The organism is Halomonas sp. BC2 (genome assembly GCF_002078115.1).
In the GTDB taxonomy this organism is placed as follows: Bacteria; Pseudomonadota; Gammaproteobacteria; order Pseudomonadales; family Halomonadaceae; genus Vreelandella; species Vreelandella stevensii.
Genome location: NZ_LFGT01000023.1, coordinates 114,533 through 132,665, shown reverse-complemented (window position 1 = coordinate 132,665; position 18,133 = coordinate 114,533). Strand labels below are relative to the sequence as shown.

The following is an 18,133-nucleotide window of genomic DNA, read 5'->3' as shown; positions in this document are numbered from 1 at the left end:
CCCAGCGGCAGCAGGCGCGGCTGGCCACGCTCTGCGATGGCCAGGGCAGCGGTGAATCCTGGGTGACGCTCAAGCACGCCATGGTGCAGGCCATGGAGAGCGGCTGCGGCATTTACCGCACCGAAGCAGGCATGCAGCAGGCGTTGGATACCCTTCGCCAGCTGCGCCAGCGCTATGCCCAGGTGCGGGTCAGTGACACCAGCAAGATCTTCAATACCGAGCTGCTGGAGTGTCTGGAGTTTGGCTATGGGCTGGAGATCGCCGAGGCGTCGTGCCTGGCCGCCTTGGAGCGCCGCGAATCCCGGGGTGCCCACCAGCGCCTGGACGAGGGCCTGCAGGCCCGTGACGATGTTGGCTATCTCAAGCATAGCCAGGTGTTTTACCAAGGTGATGCGCCCGCCGAGTTGCGCTGGCAGGCGGTGGATACCCGCTTTTCGGCCCCGGCCGCGCGGGTTTACGGGGATGCGGCCAAGGGAGGCAAGGCATGAACAAGCACATCAGCATCAAGCGTTACCTGCCCGACAGCGCAGCGGAACCCTACTGGCAAACCTACGACGTTGCAGTGGAGGAGAGCACCTCGCTTCTTGATGCGCTGAACCATATCAAGGAGCAGCAGGACAGCACGCTAAGCTACCGCTGGTCTTGCCGAATGGCGATTTGTGGCTCCTGCGGCGTCATGGTCAACGGCATTCCCAAGCTGGGCTGTAAAACCTTCCTGCGCGACTACCCTGACGAGATTCGTATCGAACCGCTGGCGCACTTCCCCGTGCAGCGGGACCTGGTCGTGGACATGGCGCTGTTCCTGGAGCATCTGGCGGCGGTGAAGCCCTACCTGATCGAACAGGACCCGGTGCAAACCTTCGACCCCGGCCAGGCGCAGCCCCATGTGCAAACGCCTGAACAGCTGGCGCGCTATCGGCAGTTTGCCAACTGCATCAACTGTGGCCTGTGCTATTCGGCGTGCCCGCAGTTTGGTTTGAACCCGGAGTTTCTGGGGCCTGCGGCGCTGACCCTGGCACACCGTTACAACCTGGACAGCCGGGATCAGGGCAAACGCCAACGCATGGCGCAGCTCAACCGCCATGATGGGGTCTGGAGCTGTACCTTCGTGGGCTTCTGCTCGCAGGTATGCCCCAAGCACGTCGACCCGGCCGCTGCGGTCAACCAGGGCAAGGTCGAGGCCGCCAAACATACGCTGATCGCGCTGTTCAAGGGGTAGGGGTAACCAAGCCGCGTTGCCGTGCGGCAGGTTTCCGCGAGGGCGCTGTGAACCCATCCATGGGCGCTACTTTCGCCATCTGACCGCCATGGATGGCGGAAATGCCGGAATTGTCAGGAACATTTTCCGGCCATGGCGAAAGACCCTCGCTACAACCTGCCCCACTCAACGGTATCGGATATCCGTCACTAACTGAGATAGCTCAGTTAGAAAAGGTGTAGGAGATTGGATATGGAAAAATCATCATCACAACGGCTGCCGCCCTTGAAGCGCAACTGGTGGCTGAAGCACGGTTTCTTCAAGCGCTATATGCTGCGCGAAGCCACGGTGGTGCCGCTGGTGTTTTTCATTCTCTGCCTGTTGGCAGGGGTGTTCGCGCTGTTGCAGGGCCCGGCGAGCTGGCAGGGCTGGGTGGCCTTCATGGGCTCGCCGCTGGTGTTGCTGCTGAACGCGCTGGCGCTGGTGGCCAGCCTCTATCATGCGGCCACCTTCTTCGTGCTGTTTCCTCGGGTCATGCCGCTGCGCGTGGCGGGGCACAGCGTGCCCGCTGGTGCCATCGTTGCTGGCCAGTGGGCGGGGGTCGTGGCAGTGGCGGCCGTGTTGTTCTGGCTCTTGGGGAGGGGCGGCGCATGAAAACCTCACATCAAAAAGCATCCCTGGGTCAGCCTCGGCAAGCCTATGACGAACCCCTGTGGTGGGGGCTGTTCAGTGCCGGGGGCGTCTGTTTTGCCGTGGTCTTGCCTGCGGTGATTCTGTTCATCGGGTTGTTGCTGCCGCTGGGCCTGCTGCCCGCCGAGGCGCTTGGCCACGAGCGGGCCTCCCGCCTGCTGTTCAGCCTGCCCGGCGTGCTGTTCATTGGCGCCGCCGTGTGCTTGCCGCTGTTTCATGCCGCCCACCGGCTGCGCCATGGCCTATTCGACCTGAGCCTGGGCCAGGACACCCGCAACAAATGGCTGATGTACGGCCTGGCGGCCCTGCTGAGCCTGTTGGCGCTGGCTCTGGTGGTCGTGGGCTGGCTGCGCTGAGGCCCGCCCGCGAACACGGCCGCATCAAAAAGAACGCACACCCCTGATAAAGCACGAGGTCAGCATGATCGAAGGACTCACGGAACAGGCGCTGTATGCCCCCATCAAGTGGCAGGACGCCTCGCAGGAGTACCAGGACATCCTCTATCACACCGCTGAGGAGGGCATTGCCCGGATCACCATCAACCGCCCTGAGGTGCGCAATGCGTTTCGCCCGCAAACGGTGAGCGAGATGATCCATGCCCTGGGCCGCGCGCGCCACGACAGCGCCATTGGCGCGATTCTGCTGACCGGGGCGGGCGAACAGGCCTTCTGCTCCGGGGGCGACCAGCGCATTCGCGGCGACTATGGCGGCTACCGCGACGAGGCGGGCACTCATCACCTCAACGTGCTGGATTTCCAGCGTGACATTCGCACCTGCCCTAAGCCGATCATCGCCATGGTGGCGGGCTACGCCATTGGCGGTGGCCACGTGCTGCACATGATGTGTGACCTGACCATCGCCGCCGACAACGCCGTTTTCGGGCAAACGGGCCCCAAGGTGGGGTCGTTTGACGGGGGCTACGGGGCTTCCTACATGGCGAGAATCGTCGGCCAGAAAAAAGCCCGTGAAATATGGTTCCTGTGCCGACAGTACAGCGCCGCCCAGGCGTTGGAGATGGGGCTGGTGAACCACGTGGTGCCGGTGGCCGAGCTGGAGCGAGAGAGCGTGCGCTGGTGCCGTGAAATGCTGCAGCATAGCCCCATGGCGCTGCGCTGCTTGAAAGCGGCGCTGAACGCCGATTGCGACGGCCAGGCCGGACTGCAGGAGCTGGCGGGCAATGCCACCATGCTCTTCTACATGACCGACGAGGGGCAGGAAGGGCGCAACGCCTTCAATGAAAAGCGCCGCCCGGACTTCTCGCGCTACCCACGCAACCCCTGATGGCGCTGGCGCTTTACCGCTACTCGCTACCGTTTCGCCAGCCGCTGATGTTCAAAGGCCAGCGGTTGGCGAGCAGAGAAGGGCTGTTAGTCACGATCAACGGCCAGTGGGGCGAGATAGCCCCTTTGCCTGGCTTCTCCACAGAAACCCTCGCTGACGCCGCCGCCGAGAGCCTGGCCTGCCTGGCGGCTATAGAGCGCGGTGAGAAAGCCAAACCAACGTTACCTTCAGTACAGTTTGGTTTCGACTGCGCCCGGCACCGCTGGCCCGCTTCCCTGCCTGCTTCTCTGCCGCCTTACCCATTGCTGCAGGGCACCCCGCAAGCGCTGATGAGTGCACTGCCGGAGCGCGCGGCCCAATGGCAGGCTGCTCCACCAGAACGCATCAAGCTGAAGGTGGCCCGCTACCCGAGCGATGCGGAGCTGGCCTTGATCGCAAGCCTTGCCAAGTGGCTACCCAACACGCGACTGATCCTCGATGCCAACGGTGGCTGGCAGCGCGAGCAGGCACTGCGCTTTTGCCAGCAGCTCTCGCCTGCCCAAATCGATTACCTGGAGGAGCCCTGTGCTACGCTGGCCGACAGCATCGCGGTGGCGGACGCCACGGGCATCGACATCGCCCTGGATGAAACCCTGCAGCGCGGCACTGCCTGGGCGCCGCACCCCCGGCTGGCCGCGCTGGTCATCAAGCCGACGCTGATGGGCGGGTTCGCAGCTTGCCAGGCGTTGGTTCAGCGCGCCAGGGCCCACCGCTTGCGGGTGGTGATCTCATCCAGTTTCGAATCTCAGTGGGGTTGGGGCAGTTGAGCTGCCTGGCCCGGCAGTGGGCTCCCGAGGAGCCTGCGGGGCTGGATACCGCCCAGGCGTTCAGCGAATCACTTCTCTCGCCAGCCGGTAAGTTGCGGCACGCGCGGCTGCACTGCCTCTACCACGCCGCCGCTGGCGACGACCGCAAGGAGCTTTCCCTGTGACCGAGACATGCCCCATTCACTACTGGGCCCAGCAAACGCCGGAGCATATCGCGGTGGAGGCGGGCGCGGTGCGCCTGAGCTATCGCACGTTGAACCGGCGCGTGGCATCCCTGGCCCAGCAGTTGGCCAGGCAGGGCCTGATGCCGGACATGCCCCTTTTGGTACCCACCCGAGGGTCGTTGCAGGGCGTGCTGCTGGCCTGGGCCTGCCTGCGGGCAGGGGTGGTGTTCTGCCCGCTGAATCCGGCGCTCCCCGTGGCTCAGCAGCAGGCGCTGGCGCGGCGGATGCAGGTCACCCGGGTGTGCCAGCCGGAGAGCGACTTTGCCTACTCTTCCGAGCTGCCGCCGATCTCCCTCGACTACCGCGCGGAGGCCGACCCTAGCGAGCCACCGGTCTTGTACGCGAGCCAGCGCAGCAACACCATCCTCACCTCCGGCTCCAGCGGCCCGCCCAAGGCGGTGCTGCACCGGGTGGGCAATCATCTGGCCTCGGCGCGGGGTTCGGCGTCGCTGATTCCTGTGGACCCGGATAGCGGCTGGCTGCTTTCGCTGCCGCTGTTTCATGTGGGAGGCTATGCCATTGCGTTTCGGGTCTTTCTGGCCGGGGGGCGGCTGGTGCTGGACGATGCGACTCGCCCGCTGGCCGAGCGCCTGATGCAGCAGCCTATCACCCACCTCTCATTGGTGCCGACGCAGCTTTGGCGGCTATTGAGGGAAGGCTTCGACCCTCGACACATCCAGCTCCGCGAGCTGCTGTTGGGGGGCGCGGCCATTCCCGCGCCGCTGGTCGAACGCTTGCAGCGCCTGGGGCTGACGCCCAAGGTCAGCTATGGGCTGTCGGAAATGGCCAGCCAGGTGTGTACCGGCTTGCCCTCTGCCCCTGGCGTGGTAGGGCAGCCCTTGCCGGGGCGTCAGGTGCGGGTGGTGGATGGCGAAATTCAGGTCAAGGGCGACACGCTGTTCAGCGGCTATCTGGCCGATGGCGCGCTGGACCCCGCCGTCAACGACGAGGGCTGGTTCGCCACCCGTGACCGGGGCTACTTCGACGACCAGCAGGCGCTCGTCGTCGAAGGGCGGCTCGACAACGTGTTCATTTCCGGCGGTGAAAACATACAGCCAGAGAGCATCGAGCAGCGGCTGGTCGACTACCCGGGCGTGGCCCAGGCGCTGGTGGTGGCCGTGCCCCATCCGGAGTGGGGCGAGCGCCCGGTGGCCTTCATCGAACCGCAAACCGATGCGCTCTGCCCCAAGGCCCTGGCCGCCTGGGTGCGCGAGGCGCTGCCGGGCTTCATGGTCCCCGATGCCTGGCTACCCTGGCCACCGCAGGTGGCGCTCAAACCCTCGCGCAAACAGTTCGCCGAGTTGGCACGCAGGCAGTTGGCTGACGTTTAGCCTCTGTGTCAGGCCTGTTCTGGGGGCGCGTATTCAGGTGGCTTTAATGGCGGCAAATAGCGCTCAAGCAACTGTGCAGCGTGCAGCACCTTGAGGTCCTGGTATTTTCCGGCCACCAAATGCAGGCCCACCGGCAGCCCTTGCTGATCCAGCCCGCAGGGAAGGGAAGCGGCGGGTTGCTGGGTCAGGTTGAACGGGTAGCTAAACGGCGTCCAGTCCATCCAGTCGCGGTAGCGCCCGCTCGGCGGCACGTTATGGCCTGCTGCGAAAGGCGCGATGGGCATGGTGGGCGTGACCAGCAGGTCGTACTGCTCATGAAAGGCGGCCATGTGGGCGGTCAATTCGCTGCGCTCACGGCGGGCGGCAAGGTAAGCGGAAAGTGAGACGTCCTGCCCGCGTCGTGCAATCTCCAGAAAGCCAGGATCGAGCGCGGCTTGCTGCCGGGTATCGAGCTTTTCGACGGCCTGGGTGGCGCCTGCAAACCATAGTGTGTTGAACGTCCTGAGCGGATCGCTAAAGCCAGGGTCGATGCGGTCAACGGTGGCGCCCAATGCTTCCAGGTAACCGACGGCTTCTTCAACGCGCTGGGCGATATCCGGCGCGACGTCAACGTAGCCGAGATTAGCGCTAAAGGCGATGCGCCAACCCTGCAGGCTGGCCGGAGGGGGCGTAAGCCAGTCAGGCCCGGTGGGGTTGCCAGCGTAACCATCCCGAGCATCCGGCTGGGCCATCACGCTCAGCATCAGGGCGCTATCCTTTGCCGTGCGCGTCATGGGGCCCAGGTGCGACAGGGTGCTCATGGCGCTGGCGGGCCACTGGGGGACCCAGCCAAAGGTGGGCTTGATGCCAAAGGTGCCGGTAAAGCTGCAGGGAATACGAATGGAGCCGCCTGCGTCGCTGCCCTGATGAAGCAGGCCCAGGTTCAGCGCCGCCGCAGCCCCCGCACCGCCGGATGACCCGCCGGGTGTGAGATCAGTGTTCCATGGGTTGCGGGTAATACCGTGCAGCGGGTTGTCGGTGACGCCTTTCCAGCCAAACTCGGGCGAGGTGGTTTTGCCGATCACGATGGCCCCGGCGTTGCGCAGGTGGCGGCTGATGGGCGCGTCTACCTCCCAGGGGCCATCCGGTGCCGTGGTCGTCGACCCCAGCCGAGTCGGCAGCCCTTTGGTCAAGGTCAGGTCCTTGATGGTCACTGGAATCCCGTCCAACGGCCCGCAGGGCGCCCCGGCCTGCCAGCGCCGAGTGGACTCGGCGGCTAATTGGCGGGCCTGTTCTCCGTTGACACAGGTGAAGGCATTGACCCCGGGGTTATCTCGTTCGATGCGCGCCAGGCAGTCCTCCACCAGCGTCTCCGGCAAGAGCGATCCCTCTCTGAAGCGCGCCAGAGCGTCCACGGCCGTCAGGGTTGCTAAGGTGTCTGCCATGCTATTCGCCATCCTCGATACCTGCCGCTTCCAGCATGGCGTGCAGCAGCACGTTACAGCCTGCGTGGACGTGTTCGGGTGTGGCGCTTTCGATCTCGTTATGGCTGATGCCATCCTTGCAGGGAATGAAGATCATCGCGGCGGGGGCAACACGGCCAATGAACATCGCGTCGTGGCCTGCGCCGCTGATGATATCCATGTGCGATAGCTGCAGCTTTTCAGCGGCCTGGCGCACGCTATTCACGCATGCCTGATCGAAATGCTCAGGGGCAAAATCGGCCGTCGGGGTCAGTTCGTACTCCAGCCCGTGACGTTGGCAGATCTCTTCCACGGCGCTGGCCACGGCTTGCCCCATGGCAATGAGGGCCTCGGGTTCCCAGTGGCGCATGTCCAGGGTCATCTTGACCTGGCCGGGAATCACGTTGCGTGAGCCCGGGTGAAGCGTCATGCACCCCACCGTGCCGCGCCCGTGCGGTTGATGCTCATGGGCAATCCGGTTGAGTGCCTGGGTGACTTCTGCCGCGCCCATCATGGCATCCCGGCGCAGGTTCATGGGCGTGGGGCCTGCATGGGCTTCGAGCCCGGTCAGGGTCAAGTCGAACCACTTCTGCCCAAGCCCGCCGATGACCACGCCAATGGTGGTCTCGGTATCTTCGAGAATGGGGCCTTGTTCGATGTGAGGCTCGAAATACGCCTTGATCTCGTCCGGCGCCACCTCATCCTGGCCGCGATAGTGAATGGCATCCAGCGCGTCACTCACCGTGATGCCTTCGGCGTCGGTGCGCGCCATCATGGCATCGAACGCCAGTTCGCCGGTAAAGACGCCAGAGCCCATCATGCAGGGAGGAAAGCGGCAGCCCTCTTCGTTCGTCCAGGCGACCACTTCGATGGACGAGCGCGTGGTGATGTTGTGCTGGTTGAGCGTACGAATGACTTCAAGACCCGACATGACACCGAAGCAGCCGTCGTATTTGCCGCCGGTGGGTTGGGTATCCAGATGGCTGCCCGCCATGACTGTTTTGGCACTGGGGTCGCTGCCTTCCCGGCGGGCAAAGATATTGCCGATATTATCAATGCGGATCGTGCAGCCCTCGGCACGGCACCACTGAATGAACAGGTCGCGGCCCTGGCGCTCCAGGTCGGTCAACGCCTGACGGTTCACGCCGCCCTTGGGCGTGGCCCCTAGTTTGGCCATCTCCATGAGCGACGCCCAAAGGCGGTCGCTGTCGGTCTGTAAATCTGTGCGGTGGCTGGGGGTAACGTAGGTGTTCATCTCATGTCTCCTCGCCGAATCAAACGGCGGTATATTCCGTTGGCAGATCGTGCAGCTTGGATCGATGGTGCGAGTTATTCGGTAGTGTGGTGCTGACCAGCATCTGGGCGGCCATTTCCGTTTCCAGTGCGCTCATGTGGTGCTCGGCATCGGCCATGTGCTCGGCCATGATGCGTCGCACACGCGGAGTATCTTCCGCGCGGTAGGCGTCCACCAGTTGGCGGTGGTAATCCTGGTTGGCGTGATCGAACTGCTTGCGTTCGGGCACGTAGGCTTTTTTGATCACCACGAGATCGCGCAGCATGTCGTTCAGAAACTGGCACATGAAGGCGAGCAAAGGGTTAGGACAGACACGTGCCAGCAGTTGATGAAACTCCAGCTCCAGAAAGCGCTGGTGCCGGTGGTCGTCTTCATCACTGGCGCAGCAGGCGCAGGCCGCCATATTGGCTTCCAGCTGCTGGAAGTCATGCTCGGTGAGCCGTCCCACGACCGAAGCGGCCAGCTCGACTTCCAGCAGTTTGCGTAGCTGGTACACCTGCTTGCCATCCAACTGCTGGAAGTGCAGGAAGTTACGCAGCATGCGGCTGGCGGGCTCCATGCTCGGCTGATTGATGACCGCGCCCCCTTTGGGCCCGGTCTTCAACGTGATGAGCCCCTCGACTTCGAGAATCTTGAGCGCTTCGCGCACGGTGCCCTTGGCGCTTCCGTAAAGCTCCATCAGCGCTTTTTCGTTGGGTAGCCGGTCGCCTTCCCCCAGCGACTCTGCGGCTATCCAGCGCTTGATGTCGTCACTGATCAGCTCGGCAAGCTTGGCTCTGCGCGGCGCGGCAGCAGGGGCTTGAGTCATCGACCCACTCCTTATTTGCGGTAAGCGCTGGTGGACACTGCCTGGGGGTAGGCGGGCAAGCGCTCTGGGTGATACTCGGCATCGTAGTCATGGCGTGCCTGGGTAAAGCGTTCCACGACGGCGGTATCGCGGCGGTTCAGCACGTGGCTGAGTGCCACGAACAGCGCTGCATTCAGCAGCAAGCCCCAGACCCCGGCGTGGTAGCCAAAGGGGGCACTTAGCGGGCCAAAGGTCATGAGCAGGACACACGCCACCCCCGCCCACAAGCCCACCAGTGCGGCCGTGGGATGGGCCTTTTTCCAGGTGATGGCACCGATGGTGGGAATGATCAACTGGGCCGTGCCCGCCAGTGCTGCAATGCCAATGGTGACCAGTACGCCCGGCACGGTCAGCGCCATGATGTAAGCGGCCAATGAGAAGCCCACCAGCGAAAGACGGCCGATGTAGACGATGCGTGCCTGGGTGGCATCACGGTTCACGTAGCGTTTGTAGATATCCATCGTCACCACGGTGGACACCGCGTGAATCTGCGAGTTGGCCGTGGACATGGCTGCCGAAGCGCCCGCCGCCATGATCAGCGACGCGAGCAGGTAAGGCGCATACTCCATGAGCATGATGGGCAGAATCTGGTCAGGATTGGCGATGTTGGGCTCTAGCAGTACGCCCGAATAGCCGGAGAGAACCGAGCCGACATAGGCAAAGGCCGCCAGACCCAGCAAAAACGGCATCAAGTTGAACAGCTTGCCGTGTTTGACCGAGTACATGCGCAGCCAGATTTGTGGGCCCATGAAGGCCCCGATAGCGGTAATGGCAAACAGTGAGAACCACATGGGGTAGCCCATCGTGCCGTTCGGCCCTGGCATGGTGAGATGCTCGGGGGAGCTTTGTTGAAGCTGGCCGAACAGCGCCGTTGGGCCACCCACCTGGGTCGAGATGTAATAGCCTGCGTAGAGCATGCCGAAGAACAGCAGCGCGCCATAGATCACGTCTGTCCAGGCAATGGCGCGAATGCCGCCAATCCACACGTAGATAATGATGATGAAGTAGAAAAGCAGGGCCGCTAGCCAGAAAGGAATCAGCCCGCCGGAGGCGACTTCGATTAAATAGGCGCCGCCGGTTAGCTGGATCTGCAAATAAGGCACGGTGAAAATCAGCGTAATCGCCGCCACGGTAATACGCAGCGCTTCGCTGTTATAAAAATCACCGATCAAGTCTGAAGGCGTTAAATAGTTGAATCGTTTGCCTAAAAACCAGACTCGTTTGCCAATCCAGTAGTACATGAAGCCAAACAGCAGGTTCCAGGCTAACGCAGTAAGAAATACGGGCCCGTTGGTATAAAACGTGGCATTGGAGCCAAGGAACGCGAACGCGCTCCACCAGGTGGCGGCCACGGTAAAAAATACCGCGATGCTGCCCATGGCGCGACCCTGTACAAAGAAGTCCTCGCTGGTTTCCTGCGACTGTCGAGCCGATAACACGCCCACCATGAGTGGGATGATCATAAAGGCTGCAATGATGATTAAGCTGCCGGTCATGGTGACCCCCTTTTCTTACCGCTGCTGAGTGGCGTGAACAGACGACGGTTCAGGGCTACCCCAGTTGGTGAAGTAAGCCACCAGAAATAGCGACGTCAACGCAAACCACCAGAAAAGGTTCCAGACCAGTAGAAAGGGGAGTCCCAGCACCATGGGCTCTATGCGATTAGCCAGCATGATGACGGGGCTTTCCAGCATGAAGAAGCTGAAAATCATACCGCCATAAAGCGATAGCTTGAGCGGAGTTACGTGTTTCATAGCGATTTAGCCCTTTGTTTATATTGAATTCATGAGCTTTGTTTCAAACGTTGACGCGCTAGCAGCCGTCTTTGTAGGCCGAGTTTCAGGCGCGGAGTAACGTTTGGGCGTGTTCCAATTTTTTATTGTATTTATTCGTATAAATATAATGGTTAGGCCGATTTTGCGTCTTCGTCAAGCGCTGGCAAGTCCTCAGGGCGCGCTATTACGTATCTATTCCCTAACGTGAACAAAAGAAAAGCGTAATTTTACATACGTGTCGAGTGGCGCATGCTGGCTGCATGCCATATTGCCAGGCAGCCGGACATGAGGAGACGAACACCATGTTGGACGTACAACGACCATCCGCCACGCAGACCGTCGAGCACGCATCCCGTGATGGGGGGGCGTCTGCGCCGCTGAATCAGCACTATTGGATGCCCTTTAGTGCCAACCGGGACTTCCGTGCCAACCCGCGCATGATTGCGGGCGCCGAAGGGCGTTATTACATCGATGACCAGGGGCGCAAGCTGTTCGATTCGCTCTCTGGCCTGTGGACCTGCGGGGCGGGCCATAACCGTGAAGAGATTCAAAAAGCAGTAGCGGCGCAGTTGGGCACGCTGGATTTTGCCCCCGGTTTTCAGATAGGCCATCCGCTGGCGTTCAAGCTGGCAGAGAAGGTCGCCAGCCTCACGCCTGCTGGTCTGGATCACGTGTTTTTCACCAACTCCGGCTCAGAAGCCGCCGACACCTCGGTCAAGATGGCCAAGGCGTATTGGCGGTTGAAGGGCAAGCCGGAAAAAACCCGCATGATTGGCCGCGCCAAGGGCTACCACGGGGTGAATATCGGCGGCACCAGCCTGGGGGGCATTGGCGGTAACCGTAAGCACTACGGCCAGTTGATGGACGTGACGCACCTGCCCCATACGCTGCAAGCGGGCCATGCCTACACCCGTGGCCAGGCGGAAACCGGTGCTGAGCTGGCCGATGCGCTGCTGGATCAAATTGCCTTGCACGATGCGTCGACCATTGCCGCCGTGATCGTGGAGCCCATGTCGGGCTCGGCGGGGGTGATCGTGCCGCCCAAGGGCTACTTGAACCGGCTGCGGGAAATCTGCACCGCCCACGATATTCTGCTGATTTTCGATGAAGTCATTACCGCCTTTGGCCGCAGCGGCGCCACCACCGGTGCCGAAGCGTTTGGCGTCACGCCGGATATCATGAACGTGGCCAAGCAGATCACCAATGGGGCGGTGCCCATGGGGGCCGTGATCGCCTCCCGGGAGATTTTCGACACCTTCATGCACGCCGGTGGCCCGCAGCATGCCATCGAGTTTCCCCATGGTTACACCTACAGCGCTCACCCCGTGGCATGTGCCGCTGGCCTGGCGGCGCTGGAACTGTTCGAGCGTGAGGACTTCCCCGCTCAGGTCAGTGCGATTGCCCCGGTGTTCGAGCAGAAGCTGCACGCCCTGAAAGGCCGTCACCATATCGTCGATATTCGCAACTACGGCCTGGCCGGTGCCCTGCAGCTTGCGCCGCGTAACGGCGACCCGACGATTCGCCCCCGCGATGCCCATATGGCGTTGTGGGAAGCCGGTTTTTACGTGCGCTACGGCGGTGACACCCTGCAGTTCGGCCCTCCCTTTGGCACCACGGAAGCTGAGCTTGAGCGTTTGTTCGATGCCGTCGCCAGTACCCTGGATTCCCTGGCATAACCCTGGCCCACCCTGTTTCGGAGTTTCATGATGAGTGTTGTTTCCCACCTGATTAATGGTGAGCTGGTGGAAAGCCAGCGTACGCTGGACGTGACCAACCCTTCCACGGGCGAGGTGATTCGCCAAGTGGCGGATGCCAGCGCAGCGGATGTGGAGCGAGCCATTGCTGCGGCTCAGGCGGCGTTTCCTGCCTGGCGTGATACGCCGCCCGCCAAGCGTGCCCAGGTCATGTACCGCTTCAAGCAGCTGCTGGAAGAGCACGCCGACCGCCTGGTACAGCTGGTCAGCGAAGAGCATGGCAAGACGGTGGAAGATGCCATGGGCGAGCTCAAGCGTGGCATTGAAAACGTCGAATACGCCTGTGGCGTGCCGGAGCTGCTGAAAGGCGAGTACTCCCACAACGTGGGGCCGGGTATCGATGCCTGGTCCAACTTCCAGCCGCTGGGCGTGGTGGCGGGCATTACGCCGTTCAACTTCCCCGCCATGGTGCCGCTGTGGATGTACCCCATGGCGATTGCCTGCGGTAATACCTTTATCCTCAAGCCCTCCGAAAAAGACCCGTCGGCCGCCATGGCCGTGGCCGAGCTGTTGCAAGAGGCCGGACTGCCAAAAGGCGTGATGAACGTGGTGCATGGCGGTCGCGAAGCGGTAGAAACCCTGCTGGATGCCAAGGCCGTGAAAGCCATTTCGTTCGTGGGTTCTACCCCCGTGGCAGAGGCGATCTACTCCCGTGGCTCGGCCGCAGGCAAGCGCGTTCAGGCGCTTGGTGGCGCGAAAAACCACGCGGTGATTCTGCCGGATGCCGACCTGGAAAACGCCGCCAACACGCTGATGGGCGCCGCCTACGGCAGCTGCGGCGAGCGCTGCATGGCGATCTCGGTGGCGGTGTGCGTCGGTGATGAAACCGCCGACCGTCTGGTCGGAACCATGCTGCCCAAGATCGCCCAGTTGAAGGTGGGCCCCGGTACCGATAAAGGCCTGGACATGGGCCCGCTGGTCACCGCTGAACATCGCGATAAAGTGCTTGGGTTTATCGAAGACGGCGTTAACGCTGGCGCTTCGCTCGTGGCGGATGGGCGCGGCCTGAGCGTGGCTGGCCATGAAGAGGGCTATTTCGTTGGTGGCTGCCTGTTCGATCACGTCACTGCGGAGATGCGCATTTATCAGGAAGAGATCTTCGGGCCGGTACTCTGTGTGGTGCGGGTCGGCAGCCTGGACGACGCCATGCAGCTGATCAACGACCACGAATACGGCAACGGCACCTGCCTGTTCACTCGCGATGGCGAAGCCGCCCGCCGCTTCACCGACGGTATCGAAGTGGGCATGGTGGGGGTGAACGTACCGCTGCCCGTGCCGGTGGCCTACCACAGCTTTGGCGGCTGGAAGCGCTCGCTGTTTGGCGACCTCCACGCCTACGGCCCAGACTCGGTGCGCTTCTACACCCGCCGCAAAGCGGTTTCCCAACGCTGGCCCTCCGTCAGCGAAGCCACCCGGGCGGAGTTCTCGTTTCCCACCAACCAGCGTTGACGCGATGCGCTAACTACGCCATCTTCTCTGCACCACCGCCTGCCTCCTCGTGGGGCGGTGGTGCAGTTTTTGGTGCGTATTGTGAGAGGGTGTTTACAAATGTCACGAGGGACGGCCAGGCAAGGCGAAATCAGCCGAAAAAGCGCAGTTTACGAGGTGTAAATGAGCATTTTGAGGTTGGTTTCAACGCCGCATGGCCTAGCGCAGTAGTTTGTAAACACTCTCTGAGCGGACGGTTGCAAAGGGATACCAGCGTGGCGAGAACACAGGACGAAATACGGCAAACCAACGTCAAGAAAATCCTGCAAGCGGCGGAGCAGCTGTTTGCCGAAAAAGGCTACGCCGGTGCCTCCATGGGCGACATTGCCCAGTTGGCCGATCTACCAAAGTCCAACGTGCACTACTATTTCTCGACCAAGAAGGCGCTCTACCAGGAGGTGCTGCTGGCGCTGCTGGAGGTGTGGAAGCAGGACGCGCTCTGCTTCGAGCTGTACGACGACCCACGGGTGGTACTCTCCACCTACATTCGCGCCAAGATGAACCACTCCCGCTACCGCGCCCACGGCTCCAAGATCTGGGCGGCCGAAGTGATGCAGGGCGCCCCGATTCTCAAGGAGCGGCTGCGCGACAACCTCTATGAATGGGCCAAGTTGAAAGAGTCGAAAATCCGCGAGTGGATCGACTCCGGCCAAATCAACCCTGTCGAGCCTTCGTACCTGCTCTACATGATCTGGGCCTCTACCCAGCACTACGCCGATTTCGACTACCAGATTTACCTGCTCAACGACGACAAACCGCTGGACGACCTGCAGTTCGAAAAAGCCGTGCAGTCGGTGACCTCGGTGATTTTGAGAGGGATTGGGTTGACGGCTTGAGGAGTGCGTCACGATGTTCGGGTGTGATGTTCCGTGATCCCAACATTGTTTGTAGTGCTCACGTAGTGATGGTTTGCTCGGTTGCCTGCGACAGCGTCGTTGAAGCGTATAGGGCAATGAGCTGCTGGCTCAACCTGCCGACAAACCGCCCCCTAATGGGCATTGAGCGTCATGGTTCCCTTGCCCACCAGAACGGCGTGCCCTCCCACTTGCACATGCCCAGCTTCGAGATGGCCATTCGCAGCCGTTTCGATGATGCTGGGACGGCCCATTTCAACGCCCTGATGCATCGTGCAATGCAGTGCGTCGCTGGTGAGCGATGCCAGATAGTGGGTCAGGGCGGCGGCGGCACTGCCGGTTGCGGGGTCTTCGCAAAGGCTGGCATGCATGCAGAACATGCGGCTACGAATCACCGTGCGGGTGGCCTCGTGTCGTTCGATGACGTAAAGATAAACCTGGGGGGCCTCGCTGGTCATCACGGCACTGGCCCAAAGCGCCGATGCAATATGGACGCTCTCCAGCGCCTTCACATCGGCCAGCTCGATCAAATGAAAGGGCAGTCCCAAGGAGGCCATGACGGGGTCGCCTATTACCTGATGGATATCGAGCCCCAGCAGCTCAACGGCCGTCAACCGATCGATCGTACTGGCGGCCAGTAGGGCTGGTTGCGATGTCTTGAACATGGCCTGGCCCTTTTCGTAGCGAACTGTCAGCGCACCAATGGGCGGGTGAAGCACCAGGGGATGCGCGGGGTTGGCGATTTCCAATGCTGCCAGCAAGTGTGCGGTACCCACCGTCGGGTGGCCTGCAAACGGGAGTTCTCTCGTCGGCGTGAAAATCCGCATTGGATAGTGGTTCGGTTGCGTGGCGGCACTCAAAAAAACCGTTTCTGCCAGATTCAGTTCATTGGCCAAGGCCTGCATGGTGGAGGTGTCCAATTCATCGGACGCCAGAAAAACCGCGAGCGGGTTGCCGGTAAATGGCTGCTCGGTAAAGACGTCCAGCAGGTAGTAGTCAGCACTTTTCATGGGGAGTCTCCTCAAGGGGCGTATGTTTCCAGAACGCTTTATGGCCTTCTTGGGCTGCCTGGGCGCGGGTGATACCAATATCCTCGAGTAGCCGGTCATCCAGGGCCAGTAGCTGGCGGCGGCTACGGCGGTAGTGGCGGTACTGATGCAGTTGGAGACGTAGCTGACAGCGGAGCTGGGCAAGACTGAAGCGTGGCATGGCGAATCCTCCAGGGGCATGACGGTGGGCTGCAGGACTAGATTATTCGGCGCCGTTTCTTTGATACAGACATTAGGTTTTTTATTTTTAAGATACAGATGGGCGTGCTATACCTCTGTATGGCGGTTGGGCACGCCATCTGTATGGCAGGGTGGGCTATAAGAAGGGGATTGTCATGACGCGCTATGAAGAAGTCGCCGCTATCCTGCGCGAGCGTATCGAGCACGGTATCTACCGTGTGGGCGACCGCCTGCCCTCCATTCGAGCGGTGTGCCAGGAGCTGGACGTGAGTATCTCGACGGCCCAGGAAGCCTACCGGCAACTGATGGATGTGGCGTTGATCGAGTCGCGGCCCAAGTCGGGTTACTTCGTGCTGCCGAGCCGAGCACCCGCGGTGCTGCCGTCCATGTCGCGGCCTGCCCAGCGGCCGCTGGACATCTCTCAATGGGATCAGGTGCTGGAGCTCGTGGCTACCCAGCGCGATGATCAGCGGCTGTTGTTGGGGCGGGGAGTGCCTAACCTGGAGTACGAGACGCTGCGCCCGCTCTCCAGAATCTTGGCGGGTCTTCACCGTCGCAATGATCTGCATGGTTTCAACTATGACAAGCTGAGCGGCAGTCCCGAGCTGCGCCAGCAGGTCGCCAGGCTCGCGGTCGCGTCTGGCTGCCTGCTGCATCCAGATGATCTGCTGATCACCACGGGCTGTCAGGAAGCGCTGGCCATTGCCTTGCGCACGCTGACACAGCCCGGCGATGTGGTGGCCGTCGATTCGCCCAGTTTTTACGGCACCATGCAGATTTTGAAAGCCAATGGTCTGAAGGCATTGGAAATCCCCACTGATCCGCAAACGGGCATCAGCCTTGAGGCGCTGGAGCTGGCGCTGGAGCAGTGGCCGATCCGCGCCATACAGGTCACGCCCACCTACAATAACCCGTTGGGGTACACCATGCCGGAGGCGCGCAAGCGGGCGCTGTTTCAGCTTGCCCAGCGTTTCGATGTGGCGATTATCGAAGACGATATTTACGGTGACTTGTCCTTTAGCCTGCCAAGACCGCGCACCGTGAAATCCTTCGATGACGATGGCCGCGTGATGTTGTGCAGCGGCTTTTCCAAAACGGTGGGGCCGGGGCTACGGGTGGGCTGGCTGGCGCCGGGGCGTTATCGCGATCAGGCGCTGCACATGAAATACGTCTCCACCGGTGCTTCAGCCACGCTGCCCCAACTGGCCGTGGCGGAGTTCGTTGCCAAAGGGCATTACGAGCGGCACCTGCGCCACGTGACCCGGCAATACCAGCGCCAGCGAGACGTCATGATCGGTTGGGTGCAGCGCTATTTCCCGCATGGTTCGGGCATCAGCTACCCCCAGGGCAGCTTCCTGCTATGGGTAGAGTTACCCGCCGCGGTGGATTGCGTGAAGCTCAATCAGCGTCTGGCGCAGCATGCCATCCACGTGGCGCCGGGCTCGCTGTTCTCCGCCTCCGGCAAGTTCCGCCAGTGCCTGCGGCTGAACTATGCGTTTACGCTCACCCCCGCCATCGAAGACGCGGTGCGAACGGTAGGAGAGCTTGCCACTGAGATGGTGGAGAAGGCGCAGGCGTCGCTCGTCTAAAAACGAAGGAATCGGTCAGTTAGCACATCCAATAGCGCCCTGCGCGAGTCGTCTCCCATGAGTGAATGCGAATGCCATAAGAGAGACCTCACTTCTTGAAAACGCTGCATACGTATACGATTGCGCGAGGCTTGGTGCGATTTTTATAGGTTTCTGCAACATACTGATTTTACTGTTCTTTAATAATATTGTTCTGGTCAAAAATCGATCTAAACCGCTGGTGAACTTTCTACTGAACATTTTTATCTTGCAGAACAGCCATCTACAATTAGTCCGTTCCCCGCAGGCGCGGGGATGAACCGTGATTGAGCGCATTGCTGAGTGGGAGCGG

Annotated in this window: 17 protein-coding genes, 1 pseudogene and 1 CRISPR repeat array (1 of these 19 only partly in view); of the genes and pseudogenes, 11 read left to right on the top strand and 7 right to left on the bottom strand. The window is 61.5% G+C overall.

The window, feature by feature from the left end; genetic code table 11:
• The 7 genes and pseudogenes from B7L71_RS14305 to B7L71_RS14275 all read left to right on the top strand — a co-directional run.
• Positions 1 to 488, top strand: a pseudogene (locus tag B7L71_RS14305) (succinate dehydrogenase/fumarate reductase flavoprotein subunit); the annotation flags it as partial.
• Positions 485 to 1,219, top strand: a complete 735-nt coding sequence (locus B7L71_RS14300; RefSeq protein WP_081138771.1) for a succinate dehydrogenase/fumarate reductase iron-sulfur subunit — start codon at positions 485 to 487, stop codon at positions 1,217 to 1,219. The pseudogene B7L71_RS14305 and the gene B7L71_RS14300, both read left to right, overlap by 4 nt.
• A gap of 231 nt (positions 1,220 to 1,450) precedes the next feature.
• Positions 1,451 to 1,852, top strand: a complete 402-nt coding sequence (locus B7L71_RS14295; protein WP_081138769.1) for a fumarate reductase subunit C — start codon at positions 1,451 to 1,453, stop codon at positions 1,850 to 1,852.
• Complete coding sequence (gene frdD, locus B7L71_RS14290) at positions 1,849 to 2,244, top strand: fumarate reductase subunit FrdD (protein ID WP_081138768.1); 396 nt, start codon at positions 1,849 to 1,851, stop codon at positions 2,242 to 2,244. Before B7L71_RS14295 ends, frdD begins: the two co-directional genes overlap by 4 nt.
• Before the next feature lie 64 nt (positions 2,245 to 2,308).
• Entirely contained in the window at positions 2,309 to 3,169 is an 861-nt protein-coding gene (menB, locus tag B7L71_RS14285) for a 1,4-dihydroxy-2-naphthoyl-CoA synthase (RefSeq protein ID WP_081138766.1), read from the top strand.
• On the top strand, positions 3,169 to 3,975 hold the full coding sequence (gene menC, locus B7L71_RS14280) for an o-succinylbenzoate synthase (RefSeq protein ID WP_249273271.1): 807 nt from the start codon (positions 3,169 to 3,171) through the stop codon (positions 3,973 to 3,975). The genes menB and menC overlap by 1 nt, the downstream gene beginning before the upstream one ends.
• 160 nt (positions 3,976 to 4,135) lie before the next feature.
• Positions 4,136 to 5,530 carry an AMP-binding protein gene (locus B7L71_RS14275; RefSeq protein WP_081138765.1) on the top strand — a complete coding sequence of 465 codons (1,395 nt, stop codon included), beginning with the start codon at positions 4,136 to 4,138 and terminating at the stop codon, positions 5,528 to 5,530.
• A gap of 8 nt (positions 5,531 to 5,538) precedes the next feature.
• Here the strand turns inward: B7L71_RS14275 and B7L71_RS14270 are convergent, their stop codons facing one another.
• Genes B7L71_RS14270 through B7L71_RS14250 form a run of 5 tightly spaced genes read right to left on the bottom strand, consistent with a single transcriptional unit; the run spans position 5,539 to position 10,867 of the window.
• Positions 5,539 to 6,954, bottom strand: a complete 1,416-nt coding sequence (locus tag B7L71_RS14270; RefSeq protein ID WP_081138763.1) for an amidase — start codon at positions 6,952 to 6,954, stop codon at positions 5,539 to 5,541.
• Between the two features lies 1 nt (position 6,955).
• Positions 6,956 to 8,227: a Zn-dependent hydrolase gene (locus tag B7L71_RS14265; RefSeq protein ID WP_081138762.1), complete on the bottom strand. Its 1,272-nt coding sequence runs from the start codon at positions 8,225 to 8,227 to the stop codon at positions 6,956 to 6,958.
• A 19-nt stretch (positions 8,228 to 8,246) separates the two neighbouring features.
• Positions 8,247 to 9,074, bottom strand: coding sequence for a FadR/GntR family transcriptional regulator (locus B7L71_RS14260; protein ID WP_081138760.1), 828 nt, complete (start codon positions 9,072 to 9,074; stop codon positions 8,247 to 8,249).
• Between the two features lie 11 nt (positions 9,075 to 9,085).
• Positions 9,086 to 10,609, bottom strand: coding sequence for a sodium:solute symporter family protein (locus B7L71_RS14255; RefSeq protein ID WP_081138759.1), 1,524 nt, complete (start codon positions 10,607 to 10,609; stop codon positions 9,086 to 9,088).
• Between the two features lie 15 nt (positions 10,610 to 10,624).
• Positions 10,625 to 10,867, bottom strand: a complete 243-nt coding sequence (locus B7L71_RS14250; RefSeq protein WP_039175114.1) for a hypothetical protein — start codon at positions 10,865 to 10,867, stop codon at positions 10,625 to 10,627.
• A gap of 323 nt (positions 10,868 to 11,190) precedes the next feature.
• Between B7L71_RS14250 and B7L71_RS14245 the strand changes: the two genes are divergently transcribed.
• The 3 genes from B7L71_RS14245 to B7L71_RS14235 all read left to right on the top strand — a co-directional run bounded on the left by B7L71_RS14245 (position 11,191) and on the right by B7L71_RS14235 (position 14,966).
• Positions 11,191 to 12,564, top strand: a complete 1,374-nt coding sequence (locus B7L71_RS14245; RefSeq protein WP_081138757.1) for an aspartate aminotransferase family protein — start codon at positions 11,191 to 11,193, stop codon at positions 12,562 to 12,564.
• Positions 12,565 to 12,594: 30 nt separating this feature from the next.
• Positions 12,595 to 14,091: a CoA-acylating methylmalonate-semialdehyde dehydrogenase gene (locus tag B7L71_RS14240; RefSeq protein ID WP_081138756.1), complete on the top strand. Its 1,497-nt coding sequence runs from the start codon at positions 12,595 to 12,597 to the stop codon at positions 14,089 to 14,091.
• 254 nt (positions 14,092 to 14,345) lie between these two features.
• Complete coding sequence (locus B7L71_RS14235; protein WP_016915179.1) at positions 14,346 to 14,966, top strand: TetR/AcrR family transcriptional regulator; 621 nt, start codon at positions 14,346 to 14,348, stop codon at positions 14,964 to 14,966.
• A gap of 152 nt (positions 14,967 to 15,118) precedes the next feature.
• Here the strand turns inward: B7L71_RS14235 and B7L71_RS14230 are convergent, their stop codons facing one another.
• Together B7L71_RS14230 and B7L71_RS14225 are read right to left on the bottom strand one after the other, a co-directional pair.
• Positions 15,119 to 15,994, bottom strand: a complete 876-nt coding sequence (locus B7L71_RS14230; RefSeq protein WP_081138754.1) for a PhzF family phenazine biosynthesis protein — start codon at positions 15,992 to 15,994, stop codon at positions 15,119 to 15,121.
• Positions 15,981 to 16,193, bottom strand: coding sequence for a DUF1127 domain-containing protein (locus tag B7L71_RS14225; RefSeq protein WP_081138753.1), 213 nt, complete (start codon positions 16,191 to 16,193; stop codon positions 15,981 to 15,983). Before B7L71_RS14225 ends, B7L71_RS14230 begins: the two co-directional genes overlap by 14 nt.
• 175 nt (positions 16,194 to 16,368) lie before the next feature.
• On the opposite strand from B7L71_RS14225, the gene B7L71_RS14220 reads away from it, so the two are divergent.
• Positions 16,369 to 17,802, top strand: coding sequence for an aminotransferase-like domain-containing protein (locus B7L71_RS14220; protein WP_081138751.1), 1,434 nt, complete (start codon positions 16,369 to 16,371; stop codon positions 17,800 to 17,802).
• A gap of 273 nt (positions 17,803 to 18,075) precedes the next feature.
• A CRISPR array of direct repeats spans positions 18,076 to 18,133; the repeat unit is 29 nt; unit sequence CCGTTCCCCGCAGGCGCGGGGATGAACCG (it continues 1,862 nt past the right edge of the window).

What these genes read in the sequence shown, in the direction of transcription:
- B7L71_RS14300 (WP_081138771.1), top strand. Translation starts at nt 485, where the DNA reads ATGAACAAGCACATCAGCATCAAGCGTTACCTGCCCGACAGCGCAGCG.
- B7L71_RS14295 (WP_081138769.1), top strand. Translation starts at nt 1,451, where the DNA reads ATGGAAAAATCATCATCACAACGGCTGCCGCCCTTGAAGCGCAACTGG.
- frdD (WP_081138768.1), top strand. Translation starts at nt 1,849, where the DNA reads ATGAAAACCTCACATCAAAAAGCATCCCTGGGTCAGCCTCGGCAAGCC.
- menB (WP_081138766.1), top strand. Translation starts at nt 2,309, where the DNA reads ATGATCGAAGGACTCACGGAACAGGCGCTGTATGCCCCCATCAAGTGG.
- menC (WP_249273271.1), top strand. Translation starts at nt 3,169, where the DNA reads ATGGCGCTGGCGCTTTACCGCTACTCGCTACCGTTTCGCCAGCCGCTG.
- B7L71_RS14270 (WP_081138763.1), bottom strand. Translation starts at nt 6,954, where the DNA reads ATGGCAGACACCTTAGCAACCCTGACGGCCGTGGACGCTCTGGCGCGC.
- B7L71_RS14265 (WP_081138762.1), bottom strand. Translation starts at nt 8,227, where the DNA reads ATGAACACCTACGTTACCCCCAGCCACCGCACAGATTTACAGACCGAC.
- B7L71_RS14260 (WP_081138760.1), bottom strand. Translation starts at nt 9,074, where the DNA reads ATGACTCAAGCCCCTGCTGCCGCGCCGCGCAGAGCCAAGCTTGCCGAG.
- B7L71_RS14255 (WP_081138759.1), bottom strand. Translation starts at nt 10,609, where the DNA reads ATGACCGGCAGCTTAATCATCATTGCAGCCTTTATGATCATCCCACTC.
- B7L71_RS14250 (WP_039175114.1), bottom strand. Translation starts at nt 10,867, where the DNA reads ATGAAACACGTAACTCCGCTCAAGCTATCGCTTTATGGCGGTATGATT.
- B7L71_RS14245 (WP_081138757.1), top strand. Translation starts at nt 11,191, where the DNA reads ATGTTGGACGTACAACGACCATCCGCCACGCAGACCGTCGAGCACGCA.
- B7L71_RS14240 (WP_081138756.1), top strand. Translation starts at nt 12,595, where the DNA reads ATGAGTGTTGTTTCCCACCTGATTAATGGTGAGCTGGTGGAAAGCCAG.
- B7L71_RS14230 (WP_081138754.1), bottom strand. Translation starts at nt 15,994, where the DNA reads ATGAAAAGTGCTGACTACTACCTGCTGGACGTCTTTACCGAGCAGCCA.
- B7L71_RS14225 (WP_081138753.1), bottom strand. Translation starts at nt 16,193, where the DNA reads ATGCCACGCTTCAGTCTTGCCCAGCTCCGCTGTCAGCTACGTCTCCAA.
- B7L71_RS14220 (WP_081138751.1), top strand. Translation starts at nt 16,369, where the DNA reads ATGACGCGCTATGAAGAAGTCGCCGCTATCCTGCGCGAGCGTATCGAG.